General features: G+C 68.0%; 11 protein-coding genes. 4 read left to right on the forward strand and 7 right to left on the reverse strand.

The genetic code is table 11. The features are described from left to right. Nucleotides 1-487: 487 nt before the first annotated feature. The 7 genes from ACWDO5_RS15400 to eccB all read right to left on the reverse strand — a co-directional run bounded on the left by ACWDO5_RS15400 (nt 488) and on the right by eccB (nt 7,903). Nucleotides 488-787, reverse strand: a complete 300-nt coding sequence (locus ACWDO5_RS15400) for a WXG100 family type VII secretion target (RefSeq protein WP_450530773.1) — start codon at nt 785-787, stop codon at nt 488-490. A gap of 68 nt (nt 788-855) precedes the next feature. Next, the gene (locus tag ACWDO5_RS15405) at nt 856-1,194 is read right to left on the reverse strand and encodes a WXG100 family type VII secretion target (RefSeq protein ID WP_450530774.1); all 339 of its coding nucleotides are present in this window, start codon (nt 1,192-1,194) and stop codon (nt 856-858) included. Between the two features lie 118 nt (nt 1,195-1,312). Next, a complete protein-coding gene (locus ACWDO5_RS15410; protein ID WP_450530775.1) occupies nt 1,313-2,572 on the reverse strand; it encodes a S8 family serine peptidase in 1,260 nt (419 codons plus the stop codon). A 24-nt stretch (nt 2,573-2,596) separates the two neighbouring features. Then, nucleotides 2,597-4,381, reverse strand: a complete 1,785-nt coding sequence (locus ACWDO5_RS15415) for a hypothetical protein (protein ID WP_450530776.1) — start codon at nt 4,379-4,381, stop codon at nt 2,597-2,599. A gap of 6 nt (nt 4,382-4,387) precedes the next feature. Further along, nucleotides 4,388-4,909 carry a hypothetical protein gene (locus ACWDO5_RS15420; RefSeq protein WP_450530777.1) on the reverse strand — a complete coding sequence of 174 codons (522 nt, stop codon included), beginning with the start codon at nt 4,907-4,909 and terminating at the stop codon, nt 4,388-4,390. A gap of 206 nt (nt 4,910-5,115) precedes the next feature. Beyond that, complete coding sequence (mycP, locus tag ACWDO5_RS15425; RefSeq protein ID WP_450530778.1) at nt 5,116-6,363, reverse strand: type VII secretion-associated serine protease mycosin; 1,248 nt, start codon at nt 6,361-6,363, stop codon at nt 5,116-5,118. Nucleotides 6,364-6,376: 13 nt separating this feature from the next. Then, nucleotides 6,377-7,903 carry a type VII secretion protein EccB gene (eccB, locus tag ACWDO5_RS15430; RefSeq protein WP_450530779.1) on the reverse strand — a complete coding sequence of 509 codons (1,527 nt, stop codon included), beginning with the start codon at nt 7,901-7,903 and terminating at the stop codon, nt 6,377-6,379. A 182-nt stretch (nt 7,904-8,085) separates the two neighbouring features. On the opposite strand from eccB, the gene eccE reads away from it, so the two are divergent. From eccE to ACWDO5_RS15450, 4 genes are all read left to right on the forward strand, one after another. Then, a complete protein-coding gene (eccE, locus tag ACWDO5_RS15435; RefSeq protein ID WP_450530780.1) occupies nt 8,086-9,420 on the forward strand; it encodes a type VII secretion protein EccE in 1,335 nt (444 codons plus the stop codon). Further along, nucleotides 9,417-10,127: a hypothetical protein gene (locus tag ACWDO5_RS15440; RefSeq protein WP_450530781.1), complete on the forward strand. Its 711-nt coding sequence runs from the start codon at nt 9,417-9,419 to the stop codon at nt 10,125-10,127. The genes eccE and ACWDO5_RS15440 overlap by 4 nt, the downstream gene beginning before the upstream one ends. A gap of 165 nt (nt 10,128-10,292) precedes the next feature. Continuing rightward, nucleotides 10,293-10,526 (forward strand): DUF397 domain-containing protein, encoded by a 234-nt coding sequence (locus tag ACWDO5_RS15445; RefSeq protein ID WP_450530782.1) that lies wholly within the window; start codon nt 10,293-10,295, stop codon nt 10,524-10,526. A 585-nt stretch (nt 10,527-11,111) separates the two neighbouring features. Further along, nucleotides 11,112-12,449, forward strand: a 1,338-nt coding sequence (locus tag ACWDO5_RS15450; protein ID WP_450530783.1) for an SCO5717 family growth-regulating ATPase, incomplete at its 3' end; no start/stop codon positions are given.

The raw sequence follows: 12,449 nt of genomic DNA on the forward strand, positions 1-12,449 counted from the left end.
TGAGGATACGACGGTACGTGCGGATCGTGGTGGCCGGTGCTGCGCTGGTGCTGCTGGCTGGCTGGCTGTGGAGGACGACAGCCCGGTGATGGAGATGCCCGTCATCGAGCTGCGCCGCCTGCTCGCCGACGCACAGCGCGACCTGGTACTGCCTCCAACTGGCTGCCGCCTGGGCCGCCCAGCACCTGCCCGATCACGCCACCCCCGTCACCACAGCCCTCGCCCGCGCCCTGGACCTGCCCGCACCGGTCGTACTGCCGAAATCGTAAGGCCAAGTGCTGACGCTCTACGCCTCAGCTACTCAAGCGCCATTCGGAGAACGAGGGAGGTGGCGGAGACCGCACAGCCCGCTGCCAACGCACTCGGCGGTACGCAACCGAAGGGAAGGAATTGTCTGGAGGATCCAAGGGCGTGGCAGCACAAGCAGGAGGGGGTGGGCACCTCCCGCGCGTGCCCACCCCATGACTGCTGCGAACAGCCGTATGCCCTATGCGAAGTAGCTGGCAGCCTTCTTGTCGCCACCCATGTAGTCACCGCCGGCGCGGCCGACGACCTGGCCGATGGCCACGAGAGCCTGGTGGATGTCGTTGGCCTCCTTGTCCCACTTCGTCTGCTGCTCGACGTAGAAGGTGTGCGCCTCACCCTGCCACCCGGCGGCGACGCTGGCCACGGCCTTCTTGATGTCCGCGAGGTCCTGTTCGAGCTGCTTGGCCTGGTTACCGAGCTCGGTGGCCGTCGCGTCGAGCGCGCCGTACTTGACGACGAGTTCGTCGTGCGAGTTGCTCATAATTCCCCCATCTCCTTGATGGTTGCGTTTCGGCGGTTACTTGCTGCGGTCGGGTGCGCTCAGTGGCTCTAGAAGCTGCTGAGGCTCGACTTCGGGGCGCCGTCGTAGACGTTGATGCTCTGCACGGCCGCGCGGACTTCATCCTCCGTGCCGTCCTTGATCTTGCGCGTGGCGCTCATCGCCTCGAGGTACTTCACGAGGATCTTGCCGATGTTCACCATCGAGGTGTTGATCTCATATTGCTTCTGGTTGAAGGCCCCGGCGCCGATGCCCTTCCACTGGCCTTCGAGGCTGTCGATCGTGCCCTGAATCCGGTGAAGCTGCCCCTTGATCGACTCAAACTTCGAGAGAATGGTCTCCTCGAGCTTGATCATTTGCTGATCTGATAGCTGCTGGCCATCTGTCATGGCTGCGTTTCCCTTCTGAACTGTCGTTGGAACTGGCTGGGTTGCGCTTCCCCGGCTGGTGAGAGGCAGACCTGACTTGAGGCGATGGCCTGAGGCCTCCGGAGTGCGCCGGTCACGGTCACGCGCTACGACGCTTCCGTACTACGGCGAAGGCTCCGCCTCCAAACACCGCTACGGCGGCGACGGCACCGAGGATCAGGCCCAACTGGCTGTCGTCTGAGGCCTTCTTGCTGGAGCCTGCCACGGCGGCCTGGTCACCGCCGTTGCCCTTCGGGGCTTGTGACGAAGCTGGTGCAGAGGGGGCGGCTGAGGCAGACGAGCCGGCCGTCTTCTCGTTGGTCAGGGGGCTGAGGTTCGGGTCGCCGGGTTTGCCGAGGCCGCGGTTGATGTGGGCGCCGGGGCGGACAACGCCGTGGCCGAGATAGTTGCTGAGCGTGCCCTTCTTCGAGCCCTCCGGCGCAGCTGCGCTTTCGAACATGACGCGCAGGACCTGGTTCGCGGTCCAGTCCGGGTGGGCGGACCAGATCAAGGCGGCGGAGGCAGAAGCAATAGCCGTGGCGGCACTGGTTCCGCCATTGCCGTCGCAGTAGCTCTCGAATCTTGCGTTGCACCAACGCGGGATGTCGTTACCGGGAGCAGCGATGTCCACGAAGTCGCCGTGCTGGGAGTAGTCAGCAACGCGGCCCTCGCTGTCAATTGCGGCGACGCCGACAACTTCTGGGTAGCTGGCAGGGTACTCTGCCTTATTGCCCTTTTTGGCGCTATTACCGACGGGGGCGAAGAGCAGCTTGCCCTTGCTTTGCGCGTACTTCACCGCTTCCTTGTCTCGATAGTTCATGAACTCACTACCGATTGACATGCTGATGATGCGCGCGTCACTGTCCGCCGCCGCCCTGATAGCAGCCGAGTCATCCCATTCATTCACCTTGTCTGCCTTGAATGACTCAGTAGCGATTCGCATCGGGATGATCTTGGCGCCAGGCGCCAGGCCACGGAGACCACCTCCCTGACCTGTACCAGCGATCAGTTCGGCCATGGTCGTCCCGTGCCCTGTGTAGTCGTCCGTTGCTTCTCCAGCTGCCTCCGTCGCATCAAGTCCCTTCAGGACCTGCCCCTTCAGCGAAGAGGTGGACGCGTCGACTCCCGTGTCGATGACGGCGACCTTTATGCCTTCACCAGTCGTGGACTTCCAGATTTCGTCGGCTTGCATTGCATCCAGGTACCACTGCTTCGATTGCTGGTCCGCAGCAACCGCTACTGGGGCGGTACCGACAATGCCTACTGTCCAGGCCCCAACCGCGGCCACAGCGCAAAGCAGACCTCGACGCAAGGCGTTGGACTCGCTGCGCTTCCGGACCTGGCTCATTCCTGCCGTCATCCTGACTTCCGAACCTTCCCTGTACTAGTCGATCACCGGCGGTATGGCGCCACGCCGCCGGGCCGCCCATGTCTCTTCGTCTTCCGTCAGGTAGTCAGGACGCGCTGATCCGGTGCGCTCCTGCTCGTCGTTCTCGGACTGCCGCTGGCCTGGGCGCCCGCCCGCAAAGCCTGCGCCGCCCGCCGTGAAGCCTCCTGCACCTGGCCGCGAGGCGGGAGCGCCACTGCGCGGAGTGCCAATAACTCCGTTGGAGCTTGGGGTACCCCGTCCAGTGGGCCGAGGCGCGCCGTTCGCAGGGTTTGTCCCGATGACTCCGGACTGGCTGGGCCTCGCTGTGGCGGAACGGCCCGGTGCTGCTCCCTCACTGCCGATGACGTTTCCTCGCGGGATGCGAGATCCCGCGGAACCCGTCGAACCACGCTGCGGTGTGCCTCCCACGATGCCGTCCGCACGACCGGCACGCGGGCCAGCAGACGCACCTGTACCTGTACGTCCGGCCGTGGGTTGACCCCCCGCACCCGGCCGACCAGCTACGGGAGTCCGGCCGGCGGCTGCGGCACCAGTGCGTCCTGCAGCGGCACCGCCGCCCATCGCTCCCGGCCGACCGACCGCGCCAGCGCGACCCGTCGCGGCGGAACCACTTCCGACAGCCCCCGGCCGACTGACTGCTCCAGCTCCTCCGGCACGTCCCGCTGCAGCGGAACCGCTTCCAGCGGCACCAGGCCGTCCAACTGCGCTGGCACCGGCACCGCCGGCTCTGGGCATGCCCGAAGTACTCGTCGACCGGGGCGCACCGCCTCGCACAGGATTCACGAAGCCGCCAGCAACCGGCGGCACCTGACCGCCCGAGGGGCCAACTGGACCGGCAGCAGAGGTAGGCGGCGTGACCCCAGAACCTGTGGTGGGAACCGGCGGCGCTGTGACACTGTCGATCTCCATCGACGTATTCCGGTCCGGAACGGTCGTGACCTTCTCGAGCGCTTCAGTCCGAGACGTGCCACCTTCGCCGCCTACCTCAGCTCGCTGAAGATTCCCACGTGCAGTAGTGGCGCCCGAATCATCAGTACCCGATGCAGTTGCGCCCGACTCTGTGCCTCGCTCACCGACCCTTGGTGGCGGCACATCCGCATTCAGCATCCCCGGAAACTTCGGCACTTCCTGCCCAGCCAGAGACGATTCGGAAACCGCATAGAACGAGGCCAGTCGGTTCATCTGGTTGATGGCCTCCTGGCGGTTCTTTTCCACCTTCACGGCCTCGATGTACTCCGGGTTGGTCTCCTTGCCCGGCATCAGCGCGAACGCTTCGACCGTCTTCGGGAACAGCCGAGTGTCACGCTCCCGCGGCATGGAGTTCCTCACCGAGGTCAGGCCCGTGCTCGCGACCGTCATCTGCGTGCCGGCGGCGTTGGCGAAGGTGGCCAGGTCCGAGGCGTGCGCGGCGAGCGCCTTTCCGAACCTGTTGAACTCGGTGGCGGCCTCGCCCGTCCAGTCCGACTTGGTGACGTAGTCGGCAAGGTCCTTCGCAGCCTCATTGAGGGCGTCTTTCGCCTTCACGAGAGCCTCGCCCGCCGCCTCCAGGTCCGCCGGGTTGGAGTTCTCGACGAGGTCGAGCATCTCGTTGAGCTGCTTCTTTTCGAAGTCCGTCGTTCCGAAGTATCCGCCTGGACCGGAGCCGCCGCCGAAACCGATACGGTCCATCACGATCGCGAAGCGCTCGAGCGCATCCGTCGCGCCAAACCCATTCCGGATCTGCGCTGCGTCCTCAGCCTGCTGCTGCTCGGGAGTGAGGTCCTTCTCCTTCTCACCCATCAGCGATCACCCCAGACCCTTCGGATTGATGGTCTTCTTATCGTCACGCGACGGCTCAGGCTCGCCGCCCTTCTCCCCAGGCTCCTTGTCCTGCTTCTGCTGCGCTTCCCACCGAGCCTGCTGCTTCTCCTGCTCCTGCTGCTCCTGGAGTACACGAGTCTGGATCGAATAGAAGCGCCGTCGCTGCTCCTCCTCCAGGTTGTTGAAGCCAACGTCCGCGCCATGCACGGCGATGCTCAACATTTCAATCTGATCGCCCAGCGACTTGGAGAGCGAGACAAGCGCCTTGTGGACCCGGTTGTACTGTAGGTAGAAGCCTTCCGCCTCGCCGAATTCGGTGTTGCCACCGCTGAACGAGGTCCGTGAAACCGCCTGGGCTGCCACCTTCGCCTTGCCAGCTTCCCCTCCTTCGAGGTCCGCCAGCAGCGCTTTGATCTGCCCCTGAAACTTCTTCAGGGCATCAACGCCGCGCCCGAGGTCACCGCCACCGGTCGAGCCGCCGCCCCCGCCACCAACTGCCTCGAGCACGATGCCCGTTCCTCCCCCGTTTGCTACAACTTCGCATGTTGCGATCGTGGTGACTCGCACATCACAGATCACGTAAATGCCAGTCTAGCCACTGGCTATGACACGCCCAAGTGTCTTATCCGCCACGCAACTTCCTGGTGTGACGATCCAAAGGGCCTATGCGGTTGCAACCCTCCCGGCATGTCTGATTTGCGGCTACCGGTCACTCAGCCGCTGCCCGCCTGACCCTCGATCCCCCTCGTCCGCCGCCGGGCATCACGAAGCGCCACCGCGCCCCCCGCGATCGCGGCCACCAGCACGCCGCCGCCCACGACCACATAGGTCGCCAGGCGCGCATTGCGTTCCTCCGCCGTTTCGCCCAGGTGGAGTTCGGCCGGAGTGGGTGCCTCGGCTCTGGATACGCCCTCATGGGCGACCGGTTGCTCGATGGGCTCGTCGTCCTCGGTCAAGGCCCGCACCGGGTCGACGACGCCCCAGCCAACCAGGCGGTCGTGGCCTGCGATCGACCGTTCCGCCGTCTGCTGGATCTGGGCCACGATCTCCTTCTGGGTCCACTTGCCGTGCTTGCTCTTGATGAGAGCGGCAATGCCGGCGACGTAGGGAGCCGAGAAACTGGTGCCGTTGTCGGCGCAGTGGCCGCCCCCGGGGACGGTGGAGATCATGTCCACACCAGGGGCCGCGATGCCGACGAACTCGCCGGACTGGGAGAAGTAGGCGCGTTCGTTGTTGCGGTCGGACGAGGCCACGGCCAGAACGCCGTCGTACGAGGCCGGGTAGGTCCTCTTGACGTTTCCGCCCAGGCCGTCGTTGCCCGCCGAGGCGACGACCACGATCTCCTTGGCCAGGGCTGCGTCCACGGCCGCCTTGAGCACCGGTGTGGGCTCCACGGCGTTGGCCGTGTCCTGGGAGATGTTGATGACGTCGGCGCGCGCCTGGACCGCGTGGTTGATGGCGTCGGCCAGGGTCTTGGCCGTGCCGTGGCCCTCGGCGTCGTTCTGCTGGATGGGAATGATCGTGGCATCGGGCGCGAGGCCGACGAATCCGGTGCCCTTGGCGGGGCGGGCGGCGATGATGCCGGCGACCTTGGTGCCGTGGCCAACCGTGTCCGTGGTGCCGTTCTCGTTGCCGCGCTCGATCTTGGTGCCGGTGTCGTCCTTGAGGTTCTTGGGCAGCAGGTTCTTGCCGCTCTTGACGTCCACCGCGCGGCTCAGTTGCGGGTTCTTGACGTCTACGCCGGTGTCGATGACCGCGACCCGTACCCCCTTGCCGGTGGACTGCTTCCACAGCTCGTCCAACAGGACGCGCTGCAGCGCCCACGGGCGGCCCTCGTACATCTGCCCGGGGAAGGTGCACTGAGTGCTCGAGTCCGCTGCCGCGGGGGCCGCCGGAAGGCCGATGAAAGTGATCGCCGTGGCGGCGGCAGCGGTGAGGAGTCGTCGGTATGTGTGCGTCATCTCAGCTTCGCCCTCACGAACCCTGCGGCTGGCTCGCGGCCCCGGTCGACAGGCGCGGTCCGGTCGGCAGGAACGAGGACCAGGCGGCGGGCACCGGGACCGGGTCGACGCTCTTGTAGCCGAGCCGGTTCTGGGCCTGCTGTGCCTCTTGCTGCCGCGCCTGCTCCTCCTCCTTTGAACCGGAGGATCCAATGCCGGAATCGTCGGTCGCGCTGTCTCCGTTGGACTGCATCGCATAACGCAGACCCGTGTCGGTGACCAGGAAGAGGAACCCCGAGGCGGTAGTGGAGCCCTTGAACTGCCGGAACAGCAGGCCGGAACCGGGGGTGACGTAGGCGCTGCTGGAGCCGGTCGGCAACGTCGCCGGGAAGTCGGTGCCCGCCCAAGTGCTCAGCGTGGTGGCGCCGTTGTCCTCATCCACCGTGCGCAGAACGTTGCACACGGTGTTGCGGCCGCCTTCGCTGATGGTCGGCGAGTTGACCGGCTTCGGGGCCAGCTCCGGCCAGTCGTTGTTCTGCCCGAATGCCTCGCCCGGCTGGAAGGTGGCGGCGCTGACGGACTTCGCCCGGCCGGCCTGGCCGAGCTCGATCAGGTCCCTGCTGTTGAGCAGCAGCTTCGCGGTGAAGTCCGAGACGGGGGCGACACGGCCCGGCAGGACGACGTACTGCTGGTTCCTGGTGCCGTCGGTCGCCATGAGGACCATGCCCACCTTGTTCAGCTCGGGGGCCAGGTCACCGGGGACGTTGGCGCCGGCGCCAGGGCTGCCGGTTATCGTCGGGAACTTGATCAGGTCGCCCTTGTGCAGCGTGTCCAGCCAGGCGGCCGACACCCGCTGAGCCGCGCGGCCCTGGCCCACCAACTGGCGCAGCAGCAGTTCGTCCTTCTCGACGGGATACGCCTTGCCCTCGGCGTCGACGACATAGCGGGTCTGGTCCGGCCCCTCCACGTACAACAGCTCACCGCCGCCCAGGCGGTTGGCGCCGTCGGTCTTCTGCTGCTCGCGCTCAGCGAGGACGAATGCCGCCTTCTGGATGGCCCTGCCGCCCTCGCCGGGTCGCTCGCAGACCGCCCAGCGCTTGGCGTTGCCGGCTTCACCGGCGTCGGGCAGCCTGTCGGGGGCGTAGGGAATGCCGAGGGTGGCGCCGTGCGGGATCTTGCCGCTGTCGAGTACCGACTCCGAGACGTTGATGACCTTGCCCTTGTCCGGGTCAAGGAGGAGTTTGGCGGACGCCATGTTCAAGACGGGGTGGAGTTGCGTCTTGCCCTTGGTCTTCAACACCACATACCGCGTGGTGGACTTGCTGGCAATGATGACGTTCTCCCCAGGTGCGTCCCATTTCTGAGGCGCTACCGGCTTGAACATCCCCCAGGCCCCGAAAATCGCGAGGACCACCACGCCGACGATCGCTCCGGGGACCACGGCACGCAGTGGACGCGGCGCGCCCTCCTCGGAACCTGTCGAGTTGGGCTGCACGAACTGCGCTACCAACCTCCGCTTCGCGAAGGTGTATGCGTTGAGTTCGTCCCGTCGTGATGCCATCTGTCCGCTGTTCCCTCTCCCCGCTGGGCGACCAGGCTCCCATACTCACCATGAAAGCCTGCTGTCGTACCGTCCCTCTACTATGCCTGCAGGGGCTTCCGTCTCACTGCTCAGGTAGGGTGATCGCCCGGTCAACGCCCATATGAATTTGGTAATTACGGACACGAGGGGGCAACGCGGCGATGGGTACGGCGACGCGCGCGCGAAACGGGCGGACTACCGGACAGGCCCCTGATACTTCCCGACGGCAACGCAGCAACGGACCGGCTGCCACCACGCCCTCGCACCCTCCCGCAAAGACGACCCTGCGCCCTCTGTCGCACACCAGCCGCGTCGGCCCCTTCCAGCTGCGGCAGCTGGTTCTCGTCGAGCTTGCACTCGCACTGACGGGGGTCGGGCTGGCGCTCGGCAAGCTCTGGCTGGTGCCCACCGTCGCCGTCGCCTGCGCGCTGGTACTGCTCGCCGTACTGCGCCGCCGCGGCCATGCCGTACAGGACTGGCTGTCGACGGCCCTCGACTTGCGTGCGCGCAAGCGGGCCGCCCGGCCGTCCGTCGGAGACGTGGATCCGTCACTGGCCCCGGTCGTGGAGAGTGTGCCGGGGTTCCGGCCCTTCACTTATGTCGACCGGGACCGGCGCACGATCGGAATGCTCGGCGACGGCACCTTCCTGACCGCGGTGATACGGGTCGAAGCCAGCGGCGATGCGCTGCGCCCCGCGTTCGGTGCACGGGCGCTTCCGCTGTCCCTGCTGGGCGGCGCCCTCGAGGTGGACGACATCGTGCTGGAGTCGGTGCAGCTGGTGCAGCAGGTTCGATCGGCGCCTGCGCCGCATCTGCCCCAGCAGTCGGTGGCGCGGCTCTCGTACGCCCCACTGCAGGAGCGGACCGGGGCGCCCGCACTGAGGATGACGTGGGTTGCGGTGAAGCTGGACCCGGAGCTGTGCCGGGAGGCGGTCGAGGCGCGTGGCGGCGGAATCGGGGGCGCCCAGCGCTGCCTGGTGCGCGTGGCCGACCATGTGGCGAGCCGTATCACCGGAGCGGGATTCCGCGCCTTGGTGCTGGACCAGGAGGAGCTGAACACCACAGTGGCGACTTCGGCCTGTGCCAGTCCGAGGCTGGCGGCCCGCGCGGGCCGGCCGGATGCCGTGCCGCAGCGACGTACTGCCGAGACGCCGCGGGTCTGGCGGTGCGACGACCGCTGGCACACCACCTACGCGGTCGGCCGCTGGCCCGAGTTGGGGCGTGGGGCGTCTCCGCTCCCGAAGCTGGTGTCGTTGCTCACCGCGGCTCCCGCATACGCAACCACCTTCAGCCTCACCCTGCGCCGTGGCTCACACCAGGGGTCGATGACCGTTGGCGGTCATGTACGGATCACCGGTGGCTCCGACACCGAACTGGTCGGGGTCCGGCGGGCGTTGGAGCATGCCGCGCGTTCGGCGAAGGTCGGTCTCGTACGACTGGACCGCGAGCAGCTGCCCGGTGTACTGGCGACGCTGCCTCTGGGAGGTGCACGATGACGGCCCGGACCGGAGCGGTGCGCGGGCTGCTCGGCCCGCGTCACGCGGGACACACCATGGCCGCGGACGATCTGGGCGCGCTGTCGCTGCCGGTCGGGGACGACGGTGTGGTGATCGGTGACGACGCGGAGGGGCGGCCGCAAATGGTGGGCTTCCACCGTTCGACGCCGTACGACGTGCTGCTGATCGGCGGCCTGTGGACAGCGCAAGTGCTCGCACTGCGTGCGGCGGGCACGGGCGCGCGAGTGGCAGTCGAAACCGGACGCGCCCAGGCCTGGACCCTTCTGGCACAGGCTGCGGGTGCGGGTCTTGAGTGCATCACGCTCCACGACGTGGGGCGGGTTCCGCCGTTGGGAGCGACGGTGGGCAGCCCGGTCGTCGTGGTACGGGACTGTGGCATGCGGCCGCCGCGCGGCCGCGTGGTGTCCTCACCGTGGCAGTCGGTACTCACACTGCTGCCGTATCTGAGCCCGGTGGCCCCGCGGTTGATGCGGGACGCCACGCTGGTGGGTGTCCAGCGGGTCTCGCCACAGGAGGCGGAGCAGATAGGCCGGATCCTGGGGCTGTCCCAGGCCGAGCGTGATGCCCTGCCGACTCTGGCCGACGGTGTCACTCTCTGGTGCGCCGGACGCGAGCGTCACTGGGTGATGACGAGCGCCACGGATGCCGAGTCCGGCCTGCTGGGCGTGGCCCGCCGGATGGACTGAGCTTCCGCCCCGGATGGGCTGATGTACCCAAATCTCCGTGCCGCACAGACAGGGCAGAGCTGGCCTAAGATGCCCGAAGTGGCGTCGGCCGACATGCAACTGGGCGGCGGCCCTTGGCGCATGGCGCCCGTTCAACTCGGCCGTTGTCGAAAGGGAGCTTGACTGATGGGGAGCGCACAGGAGAAGGACGAGCTGTACGCCCTCGACATCTCTGGCGTCGAGTGGCACAGCGCCCCCGGCACGAGTGAGGTCGAGGAGCGGGTCGAGATCGCGTATCTGCCCGGCGGGGCCGTGGCAATGCGGTCGTCCTTGGATCCGGAGACCGTGCTGCGGTACACCGAAGCCGAGTGGCGGGCGTTCGTACTCGGGGCGCGCGACGGGGAGTTCGACTTGCGCTGAGACGCTGGACGGCCGAGCAGCCAGTACGTGGCTGGTAGCGGCAAGCGGTTCGTGGGGCGGGTGGTGCCGCGGCTGATGGAGAAGTCGGGCCTGGTCGGCAGCTGGCGCGTCTCGTCCGACGAGGCCACGCAGATGCCCGCATCATGCATCTCCCGCGGCCCGAGACGGGGCGCTGTCCACGCTCGCGGCCGGCGTCACACTTTGGTGCACGGCGCAGGGCCGGCAGTTCGTCCTGACGCAGGCCACGGATGCCGAGACCGGATTGTTGGGCAGCGCCCGCCGGACGGGCTGACGGGCCGGAAGCGCTTCCATGCGTACGCAGTTGTACGGTTTTGACCCGTCGATTTCCTTACGCTGCGCCCCACCCGGATCACTTGGGGGCAGGGCGTGACGTACGGGACAGCAGCCGACGGGCGGTCGGCCCTGCCGGTCCGGCATTGTTGACGATTAGGGTGGGACAGGGCGCGGCAGAAGAACCTGCGGGCGTGTTGGCCGCGTCCGCAGGGGGAGAGCCGGGCCGATCGGACGAAGAGGTCGCCCCCACCCACCACGGCACAAGGGTGCTCGACCACACCAGGAGGCAAAGTGAACGGCGATCGGGACGAGATCCACGGGGGCTGGAACATTCCCGTCGATGATCAGTCCGACGCGGATCCCGCCGAGTTGACGGGTGAGTTCACCATCGACTACACCCCGCCGGCCTGGTATACGCAGAACGCGTCGGGCGACACCTCCGGCGGGGGCTCCGGCCAGCAGGGGCACACGCCGCCTCCGCCGCCGAACGGGGCACCGGTGGCCGTGCCGGGGCTGCCCACGGGCAGCGGTTTCGAGCCCACCTGGGCGCCTGCGCCCGTCCCTGCTCCCGCTCCCGCTCCTGCTCCTGCTCCTGTGCAGACGCCTCCTGCGGCTCCGGCTGACGAGGCGGCCGCCGAACCCGCGCCGCAGCCCTTCGGGGGCGGCGATCTGGAGAGCGGGGCGACCATGAAGTTCTCCCCGGCCGCGCTGAAGCGCGAGATGGAGGAGCGGGCGGCGGCCAGGGATGCCGACGAGAGCGCCGCGGAGGGTTCCGACGATCCCGAGACCCCGAACGCGGCCAGGTCGGACGATGCCGCCGAGGCCTCGGCCGAGAACCCCGCCGACGATGCCGGAGAGACCGCGGACGCCGGTCCCGAAGACGCCTCGGACGTATCGGACGTGGAGATCCAGGATTCCGAGGTCCAGGACCCCGACGGCGAGGATGCCGAGCCGCGCGACGAGAGCGCCCCGCAGGGTGTGGAAGAGGTGACGGCCGACGAGCCGGCCGACTCCGCGCCCCAGGACACTCCGCCTGCGCCCGTACCGCCTCAGTCCTGGTCCCCGACACCGCCCGCGCATGGACAGGGGCAGGGTGCCCCCCTGCCGCCGCTGCCTCCCGCCTTCCAGCCCGCCGCGCCGCCGTCCGCTCCGCAGTGGCCCGTCTCGCCGCAGAACGCGGAGCAGTCCGCCCCACCGCAGCCGCAGCAGCCGGTGCAGGGCGGCCCCCAGACCCCGCCCGCCTGGCCGACGCCCACACCTCAGCAGCAGGGCGGTTACGGCTTCCCCCAGCCCGGCCGGCCGGGGCAGCCCGGTCAGCAGGCCCAGCAGGGCGGTTACGGCTTCCCGCAACCAGGACAGCCCGGTCAGCCCGCACCAGCCGCACCGCTGCCACCCGCCGTACCGGCCCCCAACGCCCAGACGCCGCAGACCGGTTACGGCTTCCCCCAGCCCGGCCAGCCGGGGCAGCCCGGTCAGCAGGCCCAGCAGACCGGTTACGGCTTCCCTCAGCCCGGCCAGCCGGGCCACCCCGCCGCCCAGCAGGGCGGTTACGGCTTCCCGCAACCAGGACAGCCCGGTCAGCCCGCACCAGCCGCACCGCTGCCACCCGCCGTACCGGCCCCCAACGCC

It is taken from the genome of Streptomyces sp. NPDC000880 (assembly GCF_053599675.1).